Annotated in this window: 14 protein-coding genes and 2 pseudogenes; 4 read left to right on the top strand and 12 right to left on the bottom strand. The window is 67.4% G+C overall.

Annotated elements, in window-relative coordinates; translation table 11 throughout:
- Positions 1-34 precede the first annotated feature (34 nt).
- The 9 genes from H8R18_RS05875 to H8R18_RS05915 form a co-directional block, all read right to left on the bottom strand.
- Positions 35-2203, bottom strand: a complete 2169-nt coding sequence (locus H8R18_RS05875; protein WP_191071142.1) for an ABC transporter ATP-binding protein — start codon at positions 2201-2203, stop codon at positions 35-37.
- Positions 2200-3147, bottom strand: a complete 948-nt coding sequence (locus tag H8R18_RS05880) for an ABC transporter permease (RefSeq protein WP_191071143.1) — start codon at positions 3145-3147, stop codon at positions 2200-2202. Before H8R18_RS05880 ends, H8R18_RS05875 begins: the two co-directional genes overlap by 4 nt.
- A gap of 12 nt (positions 3148-3159) precedes the next feature.
- A complete protein-coding gene (locus H8R18_RS05885) occupies positions 3160-4143 on the bottom strand; it encodes an ABC transporter permease (RefSeq protein ID WP_191071144.1) in 984 nt (327 codons plus the stop codon).
- A 134-nt stretch (positions 4144-4277) separates the two neighbouring features.
- Positions 4278-5756: an amino acid permease gene (locus H8R18_RS05890; RefSeq protein ID WP_191071145.1), complete on the bottom strand. Its 1479-nt coding sequence runs from the start codon at positions 5754-5756 to the stop codon at positions 4278-4280.
- A 109-nt stretch (positions 5757-5865) separates the two neighbouring features.
- Positions 5866-7452, bottom strand: coding sequence for a threonine/serine exporter family protein (locus H8R18_RS05895; protein ID WP_227712769.1), 1587 nt, complete (start codon positions 7450-7452; stop codon positions 5866-5868).
- Between the two features lie 135 nt (positions 7453-7587).
- Positions 7588-9903, bottom strand: a complete 2316-nt coding sequence (locus H8R18_RS05900; protein WP_191071146.1) for a polyribonucleotide nucleotidyltransferase — start codon at positions 9901-9903, stop codon at positions 7588-7590.
- 166 nt (positions 9904-10069) lie between these two features.
- Positions 10070-10339, bottom strand: a complete 270-nt coding sequence (rpsO, locus tag H8R18_RS05905; RefSeq protein WP_191071147.1) for a 30S ribosomal protein S15 — start codon at positions 10337-10339, stop codon at positions 10070-10072.
- A gap of 153 nt (positions 10340-10492) precedes the next feature.
- Positions 10493-12424 carry a DNA primase gene (dnaG, locus tag H8R18_RS05910; protein WP_191071148.1) on the bottom strand — a complete coding sequence of 644 codons (1932 nt, stop codon included), beginning with the start codon at positions 12422-12424 and terminating at the stop codon, positions 10493-10495.
- A gap of 28 nt (positions 12425-12452) precedes the next feature.
- On the bottom strand, positions 12453-13724 hold the full coding sequence (locus tag H8R18_RS05915) for a deoxyguanosinetriphosphate triphosphohydrolase (protein WP_191071149.1): 1272 nt from the start codon (positions 13722-13724) through the stop codon (positions 12453-12455).
- A gap of 89 nt (positions 13725-13813) precedes the next feature.
- Between H8R18_RS05915 and H8R18_RS09990 the strand changes: the two are divergent.
- The 4 genes and pseudogenes from H8R18_RS09990 to H8R18_RS05930 all read left to right on the top strand — a co-directional run.
- A pseudogene (locus H8R18_RS09990) lies at positions 13814-14239 on the top strand (MFS transporter); the annotation flags it as partial.
- A gap of 23 nt (positions 14240-14262) precedes the next feature.
- Positions 14263-15192 carry an MFS transporter gene (locus tag H8R18_RS05920; protein ID WP_227712770.1) on the top strand — a complete coding sequence of 310 codons (930 nt, stop codon included), beginning with the start codon at positions 14263-14265 and terminating at the stop codon, positions 15190-15192.
- A 23-nt stretch (positions 15193-15215) separates the two neighbouring features.
- The gene (locus H8R18_RS05925) at positions 15216-16265 is read left to right on the top strand and encodes an NAD(P)-dependent alcohol dehydrogenase (RefSeq protein WP_191071150.1); all 1050 of its coding nucleotides are present in this window, start codon (positions 15216-15218) and stop codon (positions 16263-16265) included.
- A 332-nt stretch (positions 16266-16597) separates the two neighbouring features.
- The gene (locus H8R18_RS05930; protein WP_194189193.1) at positions 16598-17221 is read left to right on the top strand and encodes an AraC family transcriptional regulator; all 624 of its coding nucleotides are present in this window, start codon (positions 16598-16600) and stop codon (positions 17219-17221) included.
- Here the strand turns inward: H8R18_RS05930 and dusB are convergent.
- The 3 genes and pseudogenes from dusB to H8R18_RS05950 all read right to left on the bottom strand — a co-directional run bounded on the left by dusB (position 17218) and on the right by H8R18_RS05950 (position 21103).
- A complete protein-coding gene (dusB, locus tag H8R18_RS05935; RefSeq protein ID WP_223875095.1) occupies positions 17218-18450 on the bottom strand; it encodes a tRNA dihydrouridine synthase DusB in 1233 nt (410 codons plus the stop codon). The genes H8R18_RS05930 and dusB overlap by 4 nt on opposite strands.
- Positions 18434-19711: pseudogene (locus tag H8R18_RS09785) on the bottom strand (YibE/F family protein). Before H8R18_RS09785 ends, dusB begins: the two are co-directional and overlap by 17 nt.
- Positions 19712-19714: 3 nt before the next feature.
- Positions 19715-21103, bottom strand: a complete 1389-nt coding sequence (locus H8R18_RS05950; protein ID WP_191071153.1) for a glycine--tRNA ligase — start codon at positions 21101-21103, stop codon at positions 19715-19717.
- Between the last annotated feature and the right edge of the window lie 95 nt (positions 21104-21198).

The following is a 21198-nucleotide window of genomic DNA, read 5'->3' on the forward strand; positions in this document are numbered from 1 at the left end:
CATCCATCGCTTGTAGACGATCTTACATAGGCCGTTAAAAGACCTGTAGAGATCGGGCAAAATGACAGGCCGCGTCGTGGTCACCGCCCTGAGCGGTCAACACCGGTTCCTCGCCGTCGCAGCGGCGCTGATCGGCCTCGGACAGGCTCGGGCGCAGCGGGCAGCGCGTGCGGAACGGGCATCCCGTCGGCAGGTTCGCCGGCGAGGGCAGGTCCCCGTGCAGGAGGATGCGCTCGCGCGAGCGTTCCTTCTCGGGATCGGGAACGGGAATGGCCGATAGCAGCGCCTGGGTGTAGGGGTGGCGCGGGTGATCGTAGACGCTCGTCACGTCGCCGATCTCGACGATGCGCCCCAGGTACATGACGGCGACGCGGTCGGCGATGTGGCGGATCACCGACAGGTCGTGGGCCACGAACAGGTAGGACAGCCCCAGCTCGACTTGCAGGCGCTCGAGCAGGTTGAGGACGCCGGCCTGAATGGAGACGTCAAGGGCCGAGACCGGCTCGTCGAGGACGAGGAGCTTCGGCTCCAGCGCGAGCGCGCGAGCGATCCCGATGCGCTGCTTCTGCCCGCCCGAGAAATGGCGGGGATAGCGGTTGGCGTGGGAGGGCTCCAGACCGACGAGTTCCATGAGGTCACCGACGCGCTTCTTCGCCTGCGCCTTCGAATACCCGTTGTAGATGAGGGGCTCGGTCAGAATGTCCGAGATGGGCATGCGCGGATCCAGCGAGGCCATCGGATCTTGGAAGACGACCTGGAGATTCTTGCGAACCTCCTTGCGCCCGCGCCGATTCAGGCTCGCCGTGTCGCGACCGAAGACGACGACGCGGCCGTGCTCAGGGGCAGTGAGGCCGAGGATCGACATGAGCGTCGTCGTCTTGCCGCACCCGGATTCGCCAACGAGACCCAGCGTCTCGCCGGGGCGGATTTGTAGGTCGATGCGGTTGACGGCGTGAACCGTCCCGACGCGGCGCTTGAAGACGGCCCCCTTCATGAGCGGGTACGTCTTCGTCAGTTCCGTGAGCTCGAGGATCGGCTCAGCGTCCTCATCGCGACGCCTGCGATGGGCGACTGATTCGGGCAGCGGATAGATGTCGGCGTACGTGCGCTTGTTGGCGAGGATGTCCTGGGCGTGGATGCACGCGGCCCGGTGCCCGCGGCGCGAGGGCGCGCCAAAGGCCTGGCTGCCCCCCTCGCTGCTGGCGTCACCCGCGGCGAGCCGCTCGAGTGCCGGCTCGGCCTCGCGGCACTCATCCCCCGCCAGTGGGCAGCGCGGCGCGAACGGGCACCCGCCCGGCAGGTTGAGCAGCGACGGCGGGTTGCCCTCGACCGTGGCCAGCGGTTCGTCCGTGTCGACGTCGGGGCGCGGCAGTGAGCCCAGCAGCCCGATCGTGTAGGGCATCGCGGGGCGGTAGAAGATGTCTTCGACCGTGCCCGACTCGACGATGCGTCCGGCGTACATGACGGCGACTTTGTCGGCCAGGCCCGCGACGACGCCGAGGTCGTGGGTGATGATGATGACCGCGGCCCCGGTCTCGCGCTGGGCGTAGCGCAGCAGGTCGAGGATCTGGGCCTGAATCGTCACGTCGAGGGCCGTCGTCGGTTCGTCGGCGATGATGACGTCGGGGTTGTTCGCGATCGCCATGGCGATCATGACGCGCTGGCGCATGCCGCCCGAGAACTCGTGCGGGAAGTTCTTGATGCGCACGTCCGGGTTGGGGATGCCGACGGCCGTGAGCAGCTCGAGGGCGCGTTCACGCGCGGCACTATCGCTCAGCTTGCGGTCGTGGATCTGGAGCGCCTCGATGATCTGGTCGCCGATGGTGAACACGGGGTTCAGCGCCGAGAGCGGGTCCTGGAACACCATGGCGAGCTTCTTGCCGCGCACCTTCGACATCCACCGGTCCGAGCGTCCCAGCAGCTCGGTGCCGTGGAGGCGAATGGACCCGCTGAGGCGGGCCGAGGCGTCGTGCAGGCCCATGACGGACATCGAGGTCACGGACTTGCCCGATCCCGATTCGCCGACGATGCCGAGGACCTCGCCCGAGTTCACCGACAGCGAGACCCCGCGCACGGCGTGGACGACGCCGTCCTCGGAGGGGAAGCGGACGTTGAGGTCGGTGATCTCGAGTGCCGGGATCCCCGCACTCGCGGTGGGCACCGGATCCGAATCCGACAGCTTCTTGACGGTTGAGCTGGTCATGCCTGGCCTCCAGCATTAGACGAGGGATCGAGGGCGTCGCGCACGGCGTCACCAACGAAGTTGACGAACAGCAGGGTCAGGACGAGGAGCACCGCCGGGGCGAGGAACACCCACGGGAAGGTCGTCGCCATCTTCGAGCCTTCCGAGATCATCGTGCCCAGCGACGTCTGCGGGGGCTGGACACCAAAACCGAAGAACGACAGCGACGTCTCGGACAGGACGGCCGCGGCCAGCCCCAGGGTGAAGTCGATGATGAGGTAGGACGAGATGTTGGGCAGGATGTGGCGGAAGATGATCGCACGCGAGGGCACCGACATGAAGCGGGCGGCATTGACGTAGTCGAGCGAGGCCACCGAGGACGTCATGGCGCGCACGACGCGGGCCGACAGCATCCACCCGAACGCGGCCAGCAGCAGGATGAAGACGGGCACCGAGCCCTTCGCCGAGCCCGCGCGCTGGGTGATGATGGCGATCATGAGGAAGGACGGGATGACGAGCAGCAGGTCGATGATCCACAAGATGACCTTCGAGACCGCGTTGCCGAAGTAGGCGGCCGAGGCCCCGATCACCGCGGCGAGGAACGTCTGCAAGGCGGCGACGCAGAAACCGATGAGCAGGGACTTGCGCAGCCCCTCGACCGCCATCGCGAAGATGTCACGCCCACCCTGGGTCGTCCCCAACCAGTGCTCGGCCGAGGGCGGCATCATGAACGACGCGTTGTCGACGTCCGAATACGACCACGGGCTAATGAGCGGTCCAAAGATGGCGAAGGCGACGATGAGGAGGAGGCCGACCGTGCCGACCTTGGCACCCGTCGTGCGGAAGGTGCGTCGCAGCACCAGCTGCGTGCGGGTGAGCGACGTCGTCGACTGAGCCGAGGTGATGTTGTCCAGCGGCGCGTCGTCGGGCATGGGCGTTTCGGCGGGAGTCGTCAAAGCAGGCATGGGCTTTCCCTCCTAGTTCGTGCGCACGCGCGGGTCGACGGCAGCGACAAGGATGTCCGAGAGCAGGGCGCCGGCGAGGACGCACACGCCCGAGAACGCGACGACACACACCGTGCCGTTGATGTCTTGGCCAGTGATCGACTGAACGCCGTACACGCCGAGTCCGTGCCAGCCAAACAGCTGCTCGGTGATGGCCGCGCCCAGGAAGACGGTGGCGACCGCGAACGCGAAGTACGTGACCATGGGAATCATCGCGTTGCGCAGGGCGTGCTTAGAGACGGCCTTGCCCTTGCGCAGACCCTTCGCGCGCGCGGTGCGCACGTAGTCGGCACCCAGCGTGTCCAACATGAGGTTGCGCTGGTAGCGCGAGTACGTCGCGATGTTCATGAGCGACAACGACAATGTCGGCAGCAGCAGGTGCTGGAGGCGGTCGACGAGGGCGGCACCGGGATACGATCCCATGTTGCCCGTCTCGCCGATGAACTCGAAGAAGTTCGTGTTCGTCGCCAGGTTGAACTTCACCGCGAGAATCTGGAGGACGACGGCCAACACCATCGGCGGGGTCGAGATGAAGATGAGGGCCAGCACCGAGATCGACTTATCGGTGAGCGTGCCCTTGCGCACGGCGCTCCACGCGCCCAGCGCCACGCCGCCAGCCATGCCGAGGAAGGTACCGATGATGATGAGGCGAATCGACACCCAAATGCGGACCGAGACTTCCTCGTTAATCGAGGCACCCTTCGGCGTCTTCCCCCAATCCCACGAGGTGACGATGTTGCCCAACCAGTTGGCGAACCGGGTAAACACCGGGTCCTCGGGATTGATGTTGTAGTTGGACAGGGTTCGCAGAACCGACGCGCGATCGATGCTGGGATTTGTCCAGTCGAAGATCGCCAACGGGTTGAGTGCCACCGACGCGATGACGTAGGCGAGCGTGATGGCGATGATGAGCAGGATGCAATAGTTCAGCAGCCGGCGAATCAGGTAGACGAGCATGCGCTGGTCCTCCCGCAGATGGGTTAGTTATTGTGCATACTCTAAGGCACGTCCGTTTCACGCGCGCGCGTGATCTCACGTTCTGACCCGATCCCACGCCTGGTCGCACGCGTGATCTTCACCTTTCCACGGGCTCAGGCGTCGTCGCGGTGGCGGCTGAGATCGGCGTGGCGGGCGTCCACACGCGGGGACTTCGTGACGAGTTTGTGGCCTGCCCACACGGCGATAAAGAGCGGCAGCCCGATGAAGGACGACAGCAACGCGAGCGGGTTCGTGTCCTCGCCGGTGATGAATCCCTGGGCCTGGCCAACGATGACGATCATGCACATGATGATGGCGATGATCGGCCCGGCCGGATAGAACGAGGCCCGATAGGGCAGCTCGGCGATGTCGCGGCCCTGGGCGATGAACGCGCGGCGGAACCGATAGTGCGACCACGCGATGCCGATCCACGTGATGAAGCCCGCCAGACCCGAGGCCGAGACCAGCCACGTGTAGGCGGCGCCGTCGCCGACGAGCGAGGACAGGAAGCACGCCGCGCCGATGACCGTCGTCGCAATGAGGGCGCGCATCGGCACCCCGTGCTTGTTCGTGCGCGCGAACATCGCTGGAGCCTTGCCCGACTTCGCCAGGGCGTAGAGCATGCGGGTGGAGGCGTAGAGGCCGGAGTTACCGGCCGAGAGCACCGAGGTCAAGATGACGGCGTTCATCACCGACGCGGCAGCCAGAATTCCGGCGTTCTTCAGCACGAGCGTGAACGGCGAGACCGAGACGTCCTCGTTCGGGTTGAGCAGCTCGGGCGAGGTGTAGGGAATGAGGAAGCCGATGACGACGATGGCGCCGATGTAGAACAGCAGGATTCGCCAGAAGATCGTCCGGATGGCGCGCGGCAGGGCCTTCTCGGGATCGTGGGCCTCCCCCGCCGCGACGCCGACCAGCTCGGTGCCTTGGAACGAGAATCCGGCGACCATAAACACCGAGACCATCCCGAAGAGACCGTTGACGAACGGGGCGTCTCCGCGCATCCAGTTCGCGAAGGGAGCCGATGGGTCGTAGCTGATGGCCTCGCCCGAGGAGCGGATGATGCCGACGATGACGAGGACGCCGAGGACGAGGAAGACGAGGACGGTGAGCACCTTGATCGAGGCGAACCAGAATTCACCCTCGCCATAGGCACGCGCCGACAGCGCGTTGATCGCGAACAGGATCGCCAAGAACAGCGCCGACCACACCCACCCGGGCACGTCGGGCAGCCAGTAGCGCATGACCAGGGCGGCCGCCGCGAGTTCGGCGGCCACGGTGATCGCCCAGTTGTACCAGTAGTTCCACCCCAGCGCGAAGCCGAAGGACGCCGAGATGAACCGCGTGCCGTATTCCTCGAACGAGCCGGCCACGGGCATGTACGTCGTCATTTCGCCCAGCGACTGCATGAGGAGAAACACCATGACGCCGATGAGGGCATAGGCGGCCAGCGCCCCGCCCGGGCCGGCCGTCGAGATCGTCTGGCCCGAGGCGACGAACAGGCCGGTGCCGATCGCGCCGCCGATGGCGATCATGTTGAGGTGGCGCGCCTGTAGCGAGCGCTGGAGCTGAGTGTTCGTCGTGTCGCTCATCGCCGGCCTTTCTGTCGAACGTATCGGCTCATGCTACCGCGCCCGCCGCCCCCTAACGACGAGTGAGGGGCCGCGGCGATCACCACGGCCCCTCGCCAAGCGGGATGTGCTAGCGCATGAAGAACTCGGCGGGCGCGTCGACCTGCTCGAGGTTGACGGCGCGGCGCAGCCCCGCCTCGGTGCGCCAGCCGGGATCGGTGAGCATACGCGCGATCGCGAGCCCGATGCCGATGGCGAGCACGACGAGGAGCACCTCGACGAGCGAGCTGATGGCCTGGGTGTAGGCGCCCTGATTCATGTGGGTCAGTGCGGCGTAGAGCGGCACGCCCGGAATCATGATGACCGAAGCCGGCACCGACAGCGACACCCGCGAATAGCGGAATCCCGAGATCCGCGAGATCGCGTCGGCGGCCAGGCCGATGAGCAGGGCCTCGACGCCGACGGCAAACTGCCACAGCATGCCCTCCTCAACGACGAAGAAGCGAATGGGGTTGACGATCGCGCAGATGAGCGCGGCCCAGAAGCACAGCTTGACCTCGGAGTTGAACAGCATGGCGAAGCCGAAGGCCGCGACGAAGGAGCACACCATGCGCACGAGGAACAACCACGGATTGTCGATCGGGGCCGATTCGGGCGGGTCGACGACCCAGTTGAAGCTCAGCGACACCAGCCACACGGCCGTGCCCGCCGAGATGACGAGCATGAGGACGTAGGTCAGGCGCGAGATGCCGGCGGAGATGTCGGTGCGCACGAGATCGAGCATCCCCGTCAGCAGCGGGAAGCCCGGAACGAGGAAGAGGACGGCCGAGATGATGCCGGCGTGATAGCCCTGGGCCGTGCCGGTGAACCACTGGGGCAGGCCCGCCTGGTCTATCGCCGGCGTCGCGTCCAGCACCGCCTGGAATCCCGTCGCCAAGCCGATGTAGCACGTCGCGGCGACGAGCCCGCACATCATCCACACACCGAAGTGGTTCATGTGGCGCACGAGCATCTGCTTGCGCAGCGCCTGCCCCACCGTCGCGGCGATCCCCGCCAGCAGGCATTCGATGAAGCCACCGCGGTTGAGGAAGCAGAAACACATACACGCGATCCCCGAGGCGAGCATGTTCGCCGTCGTACCGTATTCGGGGCGGAACGCCTGGATGCGGTCGAGCACGGAATTGACGTCCTCGACGGTCACGTGGGGCTTCAGGTGCTGGACGAAGTGGCGCAGCCGGTCGAGCTTGGCGGCGTTCGTGCCGAAGACGCGCTGCTCGGAGACCTCGGTGCGGAACGTCCCGTGGGCGTACACGGTCGAGGAGATCTCGCCGAACGTCACCTGGGAATGCTGCTGCTCGACGCCGACGGCGCGACCCAGCCGCGCCATCGACAGCTTGACGCGGTAGGAGGACGCGCCGGATTCCAGCAGCATGTGGCCCAGCCGCATCGTCACCTGGGACTGGGCGGCCAGGCGGTCGCGCACCTGGCGCAGCTCCTCGTGCTCCGCACCGTGGGGGTTTAGGTGGTCGTGGCTTTCGGGACGCAGCCGGTCGATCTCGAGGACCTCCGACGTCGCCGACTCCGACAACAGGTTATGTTCGCGCACGCTGCGGCGAACCTTCTCAACGGGCTGGGGAACCTTGCGCAACGTGCGGGCGGTATCGGTCGATAGACGGCCAAACACGCCGCGCCTCAATCGTTTTTTATGCTCGCTCACGCCGATATTCTAGGCGGCTTCGCATCGGGGTCGAACCCGGCCAAGGTCCCGCGGTGGGACGCCTCACACAGTGGTGCCCCGGCCATCACCGGCCGGGGCACCACCTCACGCTTCCTCACTCACGAGGACGCGTGCTTACTCCTGGGAGTTGTCCTCGCGCGAGCGGGTGCGCCGACGGCGGTTGCGGCCGCGGCGGGGGCGCTCGGTGTCCTCCTCGGTGCGGCGCGGCTCCTCGGCATCATCGGCGGCCTCGGCCTCGTTCTCCTCGCCCTCGACGACCGCGTGCAGGCTGAGCTTGCCGCGCTGGTCGATCTCGGCGATCTCGACCTGGACCTGGTCGCCGACGTTGAGGACGTCCTCGACCGCCTCGACGCGCTTGCCGCCGACGAGGCGACGGATCTGCGTGATGTGGAGCAGGCCGTCCTTGCCCGGCGTCAGCGAGATGAAGGCGCCGAACGACGTCGTCTTGACGACGGTGCCGACGAAGCGCTCGCCAACCTCGGGCATCTGCGGATTCGCGATGGCGTTGACGGCGGCGCGAGCGGCCTCGGCGGCCTCGGACTCGCTGGCGGCGATGTACACCGTGCCGTCGTCCTCGATCGTCAGATCGGCGCCCGTGTCCTCCTGGATCTGGTTAATCATCTTGCCCTTGGGGCCGATGACCTCGCCGATCTTGTCGACGGGAACCTGAACGGTGATGATGCGCGGGGCGTACGGGCTCATCTCATCGACGCCCGGCATGGCCTCGTCGATGAGATCGAGGATCGTCAGGCGGGCCTCGCGGGCCTGGCCGAGCGCGTGGCGCAGGACCTCGGACGGGATGCCGTCAAGCTTGGTGTCGAGCTGAAGCGCCGTGATGAACTCGCGCGTGCCGGCGACCTTGAAGTCCATGTCGCCGAAGCCGTCTTCGACGCCGAGGATGTCGGTGAGCGTAAGGAACTTCGTCTTGCCGTCCTCGAGCTGCTGCGACATGAGGCCCATGGCGATGCCGGCCACGGGGGCCTTCAGCGGAACGCCGGCCTGGAGCAGCGACAGCGTCGAGGCGCACACCGAGCCCATGGACGACGAGCCGTTGGACCCCATGATCTCGGAGACCTGGCGGATCGCGTAGGGAAAGTCCTCGCGCGAGGGCAGCACGGGCACGAGGGCGCGCTCAGCGAGGTCGCCGTGGCCGATCTCGCGGCGCTTCGGGCTGCCGACGCGGCCCGTCTCACCCGTGCAGTAGGGCGGGAAGTTGTAGTGGTGCATGTAGCGCTTGTGGGTAACCGGGGACAGGTTGTCCAACTGCTGTTCCATGCGCAGCATGTTCAGCGTCGTCACCCCGAGCACCTGGGTCTCGCCGCGGCGGAACAGGGCCGAGCCGTGAACGCGCGGGAGCACCTCAGCCTTGGCGTAGAGCGAGCGCAGGTCGCCCGGGCGGCGCCCGTCGACGCGGATCTCCTCGTCGAGGGTACGGGTGCGGATGAAGTCCTTCTCGAGGGCCGTGAACGCGGCCTTGAGGTCCTTCTCCTCGTCGGCGAAGTCGTCGGCGAGCTTGGCCAGCATCGCCTCCTTGATCTCGTCGACGCGGTCCTGGCGCTGGAGTTTATCGGCGATCGTCACCGCCTGGCGCAGATCGGCCTCGACGACCCCGCGCACGGCCTCCATGTGGCGATCCTCGTAGTCGAGGAACAGCGGGAAGTCGCGGGTCTCCTTCGCGGCCTTCGCGGCGACCTCACTCTGGGCGCGGCACAGCTCGCGGATGAACGGCTTGGCGGCCTCGAGGCCGTCGGCGACGACCTCTTCGGTCGGGGCCTGAGCGCCACCGGCGATGAGGTCCCACGCGTTATCGCCGCCACCGGCCTCGACCATCATGATGGCGACGTCGTCGCCGACGATGCGCCCGGCGACGACCATGAGGAACGTCGCGCGCTCCATCTCGCTAAAGCGCGGGAAGGCGACCCACTGGCCGTCGATAAGGGCCAGGCGCAGACCGCCGATGGGGCCCGAGAACGGCAGGCCCGAGATCTGGGTCGACATCGAGGCAGCGTTGATGGCCAACACGTCGTAGGCGTCGTCAGGGTGGACGCTCATGACGGTCTCGACGACCTGGACCTCGTTGCGCAGGCCCTTGACGAAGGCCGGGCGCAGCGGGCGGTCGATCTGGCGGCACGCGAGGATGGCCTCGGTGGTGGGGCGGCCTTCGCGGCGGAAGAAGTTACCGGGAATGCGCCCGGCGGCGTACTGGCGCTCCTCGACGTCAACCGTCAGCGGGAAGAAGTCGAACTGGTCGCGCGGGTGCTTGCCGACGGTCGTAGCCGACAGCACGGTGGTCTGGTCATCCAGGTAAGCGAACGCCGACCCAGCGGCCTGGAGGGCGACGAGGCCGGTCTCGAAACGAATGGTGCGGGTGCCAAACGAGCCGTTGTCGATAACGGCTTCGGCGGCGATGACCTGAGGATCATCCATCATGGGTGGTGAACTCTCTTTCTCACGATGACAGGTGGTCCGCATCCCTAACGGTCATCGATCGAGGCGCACGGAACGGGGCTCCGTAGGCCACTACCGAGGACCGGCAGCGAATGCGGGGATGGAAAAGCGGCCCGGAACAACCGAGGTCATTCCGGGCCGGACACGCTTACCGACGCAGCCCCAAACGCTGAATCAGCGAGCGGTAACGTTCGATGTCGATCTCGCGCAGGTAGCCAAGCAGGCGGCGACGGCGACCGACGAGGAGCATGAGGCCACGACGCGAGTGGTGGTCGTGCTGGTGGGTCTTGAAGTGCTCGGTCAGATCGGCGATCCGACGGCTGAGCAGGGCGACCTGAACCTCGGGCGAGCCGGTGTCACCGGGGTGGGTGGCGTACTCGGCAATGATCTGTTCCTTGACATCCTTGGGCAGCGACACAGGCTTCTCCTCAATTGACACAACTTGTTGCACGGAGCTTGGGGCCGGTTCTCCCGAGCATGACGCATCCGTGGCCGGCTTTGACGGCACGGTCCACCCTAGCATCTTCGCCGCAACGGCCCCGATTCGGCGTCGTGACCTTGCGCACGCGGGCTAGCTCTGGGCCATGTAGGCGCGCCGACGCCGCTCGAGCTCGACGAGGCGCTCGGCGATCGCGCGGCGCTCGGGATCGTCCTCGCGCAGCCGGGACAGCCGCGAGCGCAGCTCCCCCATCTCGTGGACGAGAGCCTTGCGCTGGAAGGCCTGGACGATGCCGCGCGCGTAGTCGCCGAGCTTGTCGGGCTGGTCCAGCGGCAGCGGCTCGACCGCGAGCGCCGAGAGCGTGTCGTCAACGAGACCCTGGCCGGCTTCGCAGATTTCGCCGAACCACCGGCGCACGGCGGCCTCGCGCGAGGCACGCCCGACGCCGAGGCGCTGCTCGGCCTCCTGGCGAACCTCGGCGAAGCGGGCGATGCCGCCGATGGCGCGGATGGTGTCGTGGACGGTGCGATAAAGCGGCGAGAGGAAGGCGTCGGCCGGCAGCTGGTCGAAGCCGTGGCCCTCGATCTCACCGGGGCACTGCAACACGACGGCGAGGCAGCGCCGCTCGAGCTGGGTCATGGGGTCGTCGGGCGCGGTGGGGCGCGCCTGCGGTGGCGGTGGCGTCGCGGCGCCGGGGTGTCCCCCGCCGCGGCGGGCCGCGCGCACGGCGTAGCGCACTTCGTTTTCGGGCATGCCGAGCCAGCCGGCAAGTTGGCGGGCGTATTCGCGGCTGAGCGCGTCGTCACGGATGCCGGCGACGATGGGGGCACACGCGCGCAGGCCGGCGATGCGGCCCTCGGCGGTGTCGAGGTCGCACGAGGCCAGGGTCGTGCGGATGACGAAGGCGAACAGGGGTTCGCGCGAGGAGATGAGGCGTTTGAGGTCGTCGTTGCCGCGGTTGAGGCGGACCTCGCACGGGTCCATGCCCTGGGGGTCCACGGCGACGAAGGTCTGGGCGGCGAAGCTCTGGTCCTCGCGGAAGGCCCGCAGGGCGGCCTTTTGGCCGGCCTCGTCGCCGTCGAAGGTGAAGATGATTTCGCCCCCGCGCGCCCGGCCACTGCTGAGGACGACGCCCGCCGCCCGGTCCGCCGAATCGCTGAGCAGGCGGCGCACGGTCTTGACGTGGCCCTCGCCGAACGCCGTGCCGCACGTGGCGACCGCGGTGGGGATCCCGGCGAGGTGGGCGGCCATGACGTCGGTGTAGCCCTCGACGACGACGACCTGACGCGAGCGGCTGATGGCCTTGCGCGCACGGTCGAGGCCGTAGAGGACCTGCGATTTTTGGTACAGCTCGGTCTCGGGCGTGTTCAGGTATTTGGGCCCCTCGTCGTCGCCGAGCTTGCGCGCGCCGAAGCCGACGACCTGGCCGGTCACCGATGTGATGGGAAAGATCAGGCGGTCGCGGAAGCGGTCGTAGAGGCCGCGCTGGCCGCGGCTGAACAGCCCCGAGGCCTCGAGTTCGGCCTCGATGAAGCCCTGTTTGCGCAGGTGGGTGAGTAGGCGGTCCCAGCTGTTCGGGGCGTAGCCCAGCCCGTAAGCCGCGGCGACGTCCGCGCCGAAACCGCGCTCGGCGAGGAACACGCGCGCGGTGCCGGCCTCGGGGCTGTTGAGCGCCTCGGCGAAGAACTTCTGCGCCGCGTCGTTGGCCGCCGCGATGGCGCGCCGAGTCGACATGCGCTCCCGGCCCTTGCCGCCGTCCTCGCTGCGGTGCAGTTCGATGCCGTAGCGCTCGGCCAGCATCTCGACGGCCTCGACGAAGCTCAGCGAGAAGAAGCGCATGGCGAATTCGATCGTGTCCCCGCCCTCGTTGCAGCCAAAGCAGTGCCAGCGCCCCTTGACGGGGTCGATGTGGAACGACGGGGTGCGCTCGTCGTGGAAGGGGCACAGTCCCTTCAGGGAATTGATGCCCGCGCGTTTCAAGGTGACGTGCTCGCCGACGATCTCGTCGATGCGGCACCTCTCGCGCACCGCATCGATGTCGTCGCGATCAATCAGGCCAGCCACGCCTCCATGATAGGACGAAGCCTCGGGCCTACACCGCCGAGAACATTCCGCAGTAGCGCGCGTGCCACTGGTGGGCGGCGTGATCGGTGAACGCGGCCACCTGGTCGATGACCGCGCGCAGCCGCGCCGCGTCGTCCTCGGCGACCTCCCACTGCTCGCGATAGGGCGCCTCGAGGTGGCGTCCGCGCGCCTCCACGAGGGCATCGACGAGGTCGAAGATGAGGGTGCGCTGGCGCAAATAGACGGGCTCGAGCTCGCGCGGGGCCATGACGAAGTGGACCGCCAAGCCCTTGAGCGCCTGGATCTCGGCTCGGGTCTGACGCGGGACGACGAGGTCGCAGTCGTAGCGGTGCAGCCCGCCCTCGTGCCCCTCGGGGCGCGTCGCCTCGACGACGGCGTCGCACAGGCGCCCGATCATCGCCGACGTCATGTCTTTGAGCGCGGCAAGATCGCGGTAGGACTCACCGAAACTGCTCAGCAGGAACCCCGAACGTACGAGCCGATCGAGGGCGGCGTCGAGTTCGTCCATCGTGATCTGGGGGCCGTACCATTTTTGCGTCGAGCGCCACACGGCCTCGCGCTGGGCGTCGTCGCGGATGACGCTGGGGTCGAGCTTGCGCGCCCGGATCGCGTCCTCGACGTCGTGGACGGAATAGGCGATGTCGTCCGAGATATCCATGATCTGCGCCTCGAGCGTGCGCCGCCCGCGCGGCGCCCCCTCGCGCACCCATTCGAAGATGCGCACGTCATCGGCGTACACGGAATACTTCCGCGCCGAATACTCGGGATCCGGCCCCTCGCCGGCGACCCACGGATACTTCGCGACGGCGTCCAGGCTCGCCCGGGTCAGGTTGAGGCCGACCGGGCGCCCCGCCCCGTCCATCTTCTTCGGCTCCAACCGGGTGAGCAGGCGAAACGTCTGGGCGTTGCCCTCGAATCCCCCGCACGACGCGGCCACGTGGTTGAGCGCCCGCTCCCCGTTGTGCCCGAAGGGCGGGTGGCCCAGGTCGTGCGCCAGGCATGCGGCGTCGACGACGTCGGGGTCGGCCCCCACCTCGCGCCCGAGCGCACGGCCCACCTGCGAGACCTCGATCGAGTGGGTGAGCCGGGTGCGGACAAAATCGTCCGAGGACGGCCCGAGCACCTGCGTCTTCGCGCCCAGCCGGCGCATCGCCGAGGAATACATGATGCGAGCGCGATCGCGCTCGAAGTCCGTGCGCGCCGCCGACTTGCGGTCCTCGGCGACGTAGCGCTCGCGGTCGGCGGCGTCGTAGCTCGCGGGCAGGGGCAGAACGCTCATGGTTTAACACTATCGGCGCCGCCACGAGCGCGGAAACCCCTGCCGTGACCCAGCATCCGAGGTCGCGCTCCACCTCGACAAGCGCGTGCATGAAAGTACCAGAAACTTGCGCGCACACCCGCTATTTTGCAGCGGCTACTCCCGCCGACACTGAAGGCAGGTTGATTCTCAAACAGCTCACAAAGGAGAGGGCCGTGTTGTTCGGAATCCCCAAAAAGCTACTTCTTGGATACGTCGCGCTCGCAATCTTCATGGCGGGCGACGGCTTCGATCTGACTTTCCTGTCGCATTTTCTCGTCGTCGAACAGGGCTTTGCCCCGACATCAGCAGGAGCAGTCTTCACCGTCTACGGGCTGCTCGCCGGGTTCTCCGCATGGACCACAGGTGTCCTCGCGGAAAGGTACGGCGCCAAGCGACTCATGCTCATCGGCGGGGTGAGCTGGATCATCCTTCACATCATCTTCCTCACCATTGGCTTGGGCTCACCGCTCGCGGCGATCCTCACCTACGGCCTGCGGGGACTGTCCTACCCGCTCTCATGTATTCCTTCGTCGTTCTCATCGCGACGTCCGTTCCGCCCGCCCGGCTGGCTTCCGCGATGGGGTGGTTTTGGACCGCGTTCTCCTTCGGATTGGGAACGCTGGGCGCCTACCTCCCCTCACTCACCGTCCCTCAGATCGGTGAATTGGGAACCCTGTGGCTGTCCCCGGTCTTCGTTGCCGCCGGCACGATCCTGTGTGCGATCGGCGTGCCTTCCCATACGAGGCCGAGCGCCGATGAGGGCGAGGACAACATACGCGAGCTCCTTCGTGGGGTGACCATCCTCGTGGAGAACCCCCAGATCGCCCGTGCCGTCGTCATCCGCGTGCTGTGCAACATCACCATGTACGGATTCCCCATGCTCATGCCCCTGTATCTCACCGGCAAAATCGCCGACTCGCGTGAGTGGTACACCCAGGAAGAGTGGATGCGGGCGTGGGCCCTGATGAGCGCCATCTGCCTCGTCGCCAACGTCGTGTGGGGCAGACTCGGCGACAAATTCGGATGGATGCGCCAAATGCGCTGGTTTGGCTTCGGCGGAATGATCCTCGCCACGCTTGCGTTCGGTTATGGCCCGCGCCTCAGCGAGGGTTCCGATCTTGCCCTCCTGGGTGCTGCCGTCCTCTTCGGCTGCTCTGTCACGGCCTTCGTCCCCATGGGCGCGATCTTTCCCGCGCTTGCCCCGAATCATCCCGGCGCCGCGATTTCGGCCCATAACCTGGCCTCCGGCCTGACAACGTTTATCGGCCCGGGCATCGCCACCGTTCTTTTGCCCCTTATCGGCCCCCAGGGAGTTCTCTGGACCTACTGCGGCCTGTTCCTCCTCGGCTTTGCCCTGACCTTCATCATCCGCCCGTACCAGCCCGGTATCACCGACGAGACCGGCCGCAGTCTGCCGCGCGCCGAGCGTGCGAACGCTCGCGCCTAACCCCCACCCCAGAAAGGACACTCATGTCTCACACCATCAAAGCCGCCGTCCTGCACAGCAAAGGTGATCTCCGCATTGACACGATCCCCCATCCCGGTCAGCCCGGTCCGGGAGAGGTCCTCATCAAGATGCACACCGTGGGGATCTGCGGGTCGGACGTCCACTACTACACGCACGGGCGCATCGGCCCCTACGTCGTGGAAGAACCGATGGTTCTCGGCCACGAAGGCTCCGGAACCGTCCTCGCCGTCGGCGAGGGGGTGACGCACCTCTCCCCCGGCCAGCGCGTCTGCATGGAGCCCGGTATCCCCAATCCGCGCTCGAGGGCCACCCTTGAGGGCCGGTACAACATTGATCCCGACGTTCGCTTCTGGGCTACCCCTCCGGTCGATGGCTGCCTTGCCGAGGAAGTCATTCATCCCGCCGCGTTCACCTTCGCGCTACCGGACGCTCTGTCGTACGCCGAAGGCGCCCTCATCGAGCCGTTCGCCGTCGCGGTCCACTCGGCGACGAAAGCGCAGATCCGGCCCGGAGACGTCGCCGCCGTCATCGGTTGCGGCACGATCGGGATCCTCACAGCGCTCGCCGCGCTCGCCGGCGGCGCCTCGCGAGTCATCGTCACCGACATTGCCGACGAGAAACTCGCACTCATCGCGGAAGTGCCGGGAATCATCACCTGCAACGCCGCGACGACCTCACTGAGCGAGGTCCTTGACGCCCACACAGGCGGGTGGGGTCCGCAGGTTGTCTGTGAATGCTCGGGAGCCAGCGCACCGTTCAGCAACCTCTGGGAGTTGCCGGCCCCCGGGGGGACGGTGGTCATCGTTGGCATTCCCACCGACGATGACGTCCCCTACAACATCACCGCCGCGCAGGCCAGAGAGCTGCGAATCGAAAACGTCTTCCGCTACGCAAACGTCTATCCCAAGGCCATCGACATGGCGGCATCGCCCTCACTCGACCTTTCCCGCCTCGTCACCACCACCTTCTGCTTCGACGACGTCGTCGACGCCTTCGACCGTGGCGCACAAGCGCGCCCGACAGACACGAAACTCCAGATCTGTTTCGAGTAATTCTCTGCGGCGTATCGCACGCGGTGGCGTGCGGGCACGGATACACTGCCCGCACGCCACCGGAAAGACCCTGCCATGTCTGAGCATCCCGAACCGTCCGCCGTACGCGAACTCATCCTCCTCGACGGGGGCTTCCACTGGTTCACACACGATTTCCCCCCCCCCTGGCGCGCTGGCACCACCATCCCGAAATCGAAATCCACCTCCTCACGGCGTCGTCGGGGACGGCTCTCATCGGCTCGACGGCCACGGTCTTCACCCCGGGAAGTCTCTTCCTCGTCGGCGCGAACCTGCCTCACAATTGGGTCTCTGTCCTCAGCGAGGGACAGACGGTGCCTCGCCGCGACATCGCCGTTCATATTGCGCAGAATTTCTTCCGCGACCTCGCGACGCTGGCTCCCGATCTCACTGAGCTGGCCGAATTCATCGACCGCGGGCGCCAAGGGTTCGTCTTCTCCGGGGCCACCGCACACGCCGGGGCCGACCTCTTGAGGACAATGCCCGCGACGCGCGGTACCGAGCGCTTCCTCACCCTTCTCGAGCTCGTGAGCATCCTTGCGCATGCTCCCGACGGCGAGTGCACCCTTATCGACCCCGAAGGTGGCGCGGCCCTGTCCGACGACGACGACATGCTCTATACGGCTGCGCTCGACTACATGCTCACGCACCTGCGCGAGCCCCTGCGGCTGAGTGATCTCGCCGCCCACCTCGCCCTGTCGGAATCGTCGGTCTCTCGCCTCCTCACCCGCGCAACGACGTGCGGATTCACTCACACGCTCAACCGTTTACGACTCATTGAGGCCTGCCGCCTGCTGCGCACGACCGATAGCCCCGTGAGCGAGATCTGCTACGCCAGCGGATTTACGTCCCTGTCGAACTTCAACCGCCGCTTCCGCGAATACGCCGGGGTCACGCCGCGGACCTACCGACGCAGCTTCACCCTTGCCGGGGCCTAGTAGGAGAACTCGCCCTCGAGGGCGGCGCGCTCGAGGACGGCCATCGCCTGCGCGTCGACCTCGCGGGTGTCCAGCCAGCCCTCGGGGAGCTTGGGTCGCCTGGAGTGTCCCGTGCGCCCGTGCAGTCCCTCGGCCGCGGCCGGGTAGGGCTGAGCCGGCTCGATCTCGCCGAGGATGTCGTCGAGTTCGGCCAGCGATCCCACCCGGGCGAGTCGTCGCTTAACGTCGCCGCCGACCCGGAAGCCGCGCAGGTACCAGCCCAGGTGCTTGCGCAGGTCGCGCATGGCGTGGCCCTCGTCGCCACCCCACTGCGCAAGGTCGCGGGCATGGGTGCGGATCATGTCGATGACCTCGTCCGAGCTGGGACGAGACCGGCGAGGGGACCCCGCGAGCGCGTGGGCGATGTCGGCGAAGATCCATGGCCGGCCCTGTGCTCCGCGCCCGACCTCGACGCCGGCACACCCCGTCTCGTCGCGCATCGCCAGGGCGTCCTCGGCCGACCCGATGTCGCCGTTGCCAAGGACGGGGATGTCGAGGACCTCGACGAGGGCGCCGATGTGGTCCCAGTGCGCGGATCCCGAGTAGTACTCGGCGGTCGTGCGCGCGTGCAGGCACACGGCGGCGGCTCCGGCGTCTTGGGCGGCCAGGCCCGCGTCGATGTCGACGCGGTGGTCGTCGTCAATGCCCGAGCGGATTTTCACGCTCACCGGCGCGATGAAGCCGAGGCCGGCCTGTTCGGAGCCCGCACGAGCGCCGGCGATGACGGCCTCGATGATGGCGACAAAGCGGCTCGTCTTCCACGGCAGGGCCGATCCCCCGCCCTTGCGGGTGATCTTGGGGACCGGGCAGCCGAAGTTGATATCGACGTGGTGGGCCAGCCCCCGCGACACGAGCAGCCGCGCGGCTTCCCCCATCGTCGCCGGGTCGACGCCGTGGAGCTGAACCGATCGCGGCGTCTCATCGGGGTCGGCGGCGACGAGACGCCACGTCGATTCCCGGTCCTCGACGAGGGCGCGGGCGGTGATCATCTCGCACACGTACAGCCCGGCCGGCGCCCACGTCGGGCTGGCGTGAGTGTCGCGGCCAAGTTCGGCGAGCGCACGCAGGGCGTGGCTGCGGCAGGCACGGCGAAACGGCGCGTTGGTGACCGCCGCCATGGGGGCGAGCACCATCGGCGTGCCCAGGCCGATCGGCCCCAGGCGCATGGCTGGCTCAGCGGCGCTCGCCAAGCTCGACCTCCCACATGTTCTCGCGCGACTCCAGCGGCGCCGAGGGCGCGTGCGCGCGCTTACCGGCGTCGCCGCCGACAGCGCTGGCCAGTAGAGTGCCCAGTCCCGTTGTCAACGGGATGGCAAGGATGAGGCCGATCGAAGCGACGAGGGTGCGCACGACCTCCTCGGCGATGTCGCCGGCGACCAGCAAAGAGCCGATGGGGCGGTCGACCATCATCGCGAGGATGAGGGTCGGCAACGCCGTGCCGGCGTAGGCAAAGGCCAGCGTGTACACGGTCGAGGCGATGTGGTCCGACCCGATCCGCATCGCCCGCGAGAACAGCCGCCACCGCCCCATGTGGGGATTGGCGGCCTGGAGCTCCCACACGGCCGAGACCTGGGTGATCGTCACGTCGTTGAGAGCGCCCAGCGCGGCGATGACGATTCCGCACGTGAGCAGGGACGACAGCGACATCTTGGGGAAGTATGTGAACAGCGTCAGGGCGTCCTCGCTGGTGGCCCCCTACAGGGTGGCCGCGCGCACGCCCCACAGGGCCAGCAGAATCGTCACGCCGAGGCCGACGAATGTGCCCAGCAGGGCCATCGTCGTGCGGATCGTCACCCCGTGGGCGAGGTAGACGGAGACGAACAGCATCGCCGCGGCCCCGACGATCGTCACGGCCAGCGGCGAGGAACCCGCCATGAGCGCGGGAACAACGAAGCCGATGAGGACGAGGCTCGACGCCAGCAGGCCGACCAGGGCGGCGAAGCCGCGCTTGCCCGCGACGGCGACGACGAGGACGACGTAGACGGCCGCCAGCAGCCACATCGGCAGGCTGCGTTCGATGTCCCAGAACAGGTAGGGCGTGCCCTGCATGACCTGGTTGGGGTTGTAGAGCACCTTGATGACCGTGCCGACGTGGATGTCGTTGGTGTATTCCGGCGGCACGTGGACGGGCACCGTCATTCCCGCGCCCTGGCCGTTGAGCACGGTCGCGCACACCGCCGACTGCAACAGGCTGCCGCTCTCGTCCGTCTCGACGCCCTCAAGCTGGCACTGCGAGAGCGGCTTGTCGACGACGCGCACGCTCGCGGATTCCATCCCCTGGGCGATCTCGGGCAGCGAGCCGATCCGCGTCGCGTGGCCGGGATGGAGGATGACGAGGCCAACAATCGTCGCGATGAGCAGCGGCGCGACGATCGCGGCGAGGACGATCCGCGCCCGGCGTCGTGCGCGGGGCGCGAGATCGCTCCTCGTCTCGCCGGCGTGAACGTGCATCGATTACGCGCCGATGAGCTTGGCGGCCAGGTAGGACTCGAGCTCGGCGAGCTTGACGCGCTCCTGGGCCATCGTGTCGCGATCGCGCACCGTCACCGCGTCATCGTTCACCGAATCGAAGTCGTAGGTCACGCACAGCGGGGTACCAATCTCGTCCTGGCGGCGGTAGCGGCGTCCGACGGCACCGGCCTGGTCGTAGTCGACGTTCCAGTGCTTGCGCAGGCTCGCGGCCAGCTCAGAGGCCGGGCCCGTGAGCTCGTCCTTGCGCGACAGCGGCAACACGGCGACCTTGACGGGCGACAGACGCGGATCGAGCTTGAGGACGGTGCGCTTGTCGACCCCGCCCTTGGTGTTCGGGGCCTCGTCCTCGCAGTAGGCGTCGACGAGAAAGGCCATGAGGGAACGCGTGAGGCCCGCGGACGGCTCGATGACGTAGGGCACCCAGCGCTCGCCGCTAGCCTGATCGAAGTAGTCGAGGTGCTGGCCCGAGGCCTCCATGTGCACGCCGAGGTCGTAGTCGGTGCGGTTGGCGATGCCTTCGAGCTCGCCCCACTGGGAGCCGGCGAAGCCGAACGTGTACTCGATATCGACCGTGCGCTTGGAGTAGTGCGAGAGCTTCTCCTGCGGGTGCTCGTACAGGCGCAGGTGATCGCGCTCGATGCCGAGGTCGGTGTACCAGGCCAGGCGCTCGTCGATCCAGTACTGGTGCCACTCCTCGTCGGTGCCGGGGGCGACGAAGAACTCCAGCTCCATCTGCTCGAACTCGCGGGTGCGGAAGATGAAGTTGCCCGGGGTGATCTCGTTGCGGAACGACTTGCCGATCTGGCCGATGCCGAACGGCGGCTTCATGCGCGCGCTCGTCATGACGTTGGCGAAGTTGACGAAGATTCCCTGCGCGGTCTCGGGGCGCAGATAGTGCAGTCCCGATTCGTCGTCGACCGGCCCGAGGAACGTCTTGAGCAGGCCCGAGAACGCCTTCGGCTCGGTCCACGCCCCCGGCTGGCCGGTGTCGGGATCGTTGATGTCGGCCATGCCGTTGACGGGCGGGTGGCCGTGCTTGGCCTCGTAGGCCTCCATGAGCTCGTCGGCGCGGTAGCGCTTGTGCGTGTGCAGGGACTCCACCAGCGGATCGGTGAAGGCCTTGACGTGGCCGGAGGCTTCCCACACCTTCGGCGGCAGGATGACCGAGGAGTCGAGGCCGACGACGTCGGCGCGCTGGCGCACGACGCGGTTCCACCACTGGCGCTTGATGTTCTCCTTCAGCTCCACGCCCAGGGGGCCGTAGTCCCACGCGGAACGGGTGCCGCCGTAGATCTCGCCGCACGGGTAGACGAAACCGCGCCGCTTCGCGAGGTTGATGACGGCATCGAGGCGGGAAGGTGCAGGTGCCACTGTCGATCGATCTCCTTGAGAAAAGCTGGCCACGCCTGGCTGGCGGGTCGCCCTCAGTGTAGCGGCTCAAGCCCCGGGCACTGAGCGGGGCCCGC

The sequence above is a fragment of the Nanchangia anserum genome (assembly GCF_015240065.1).
GTDB lineage: Bacteria > Actinomycetota > Actinomycetes > Actinomycetales > Actinomycetaceae > Nanchangia > Nanchangia anserum.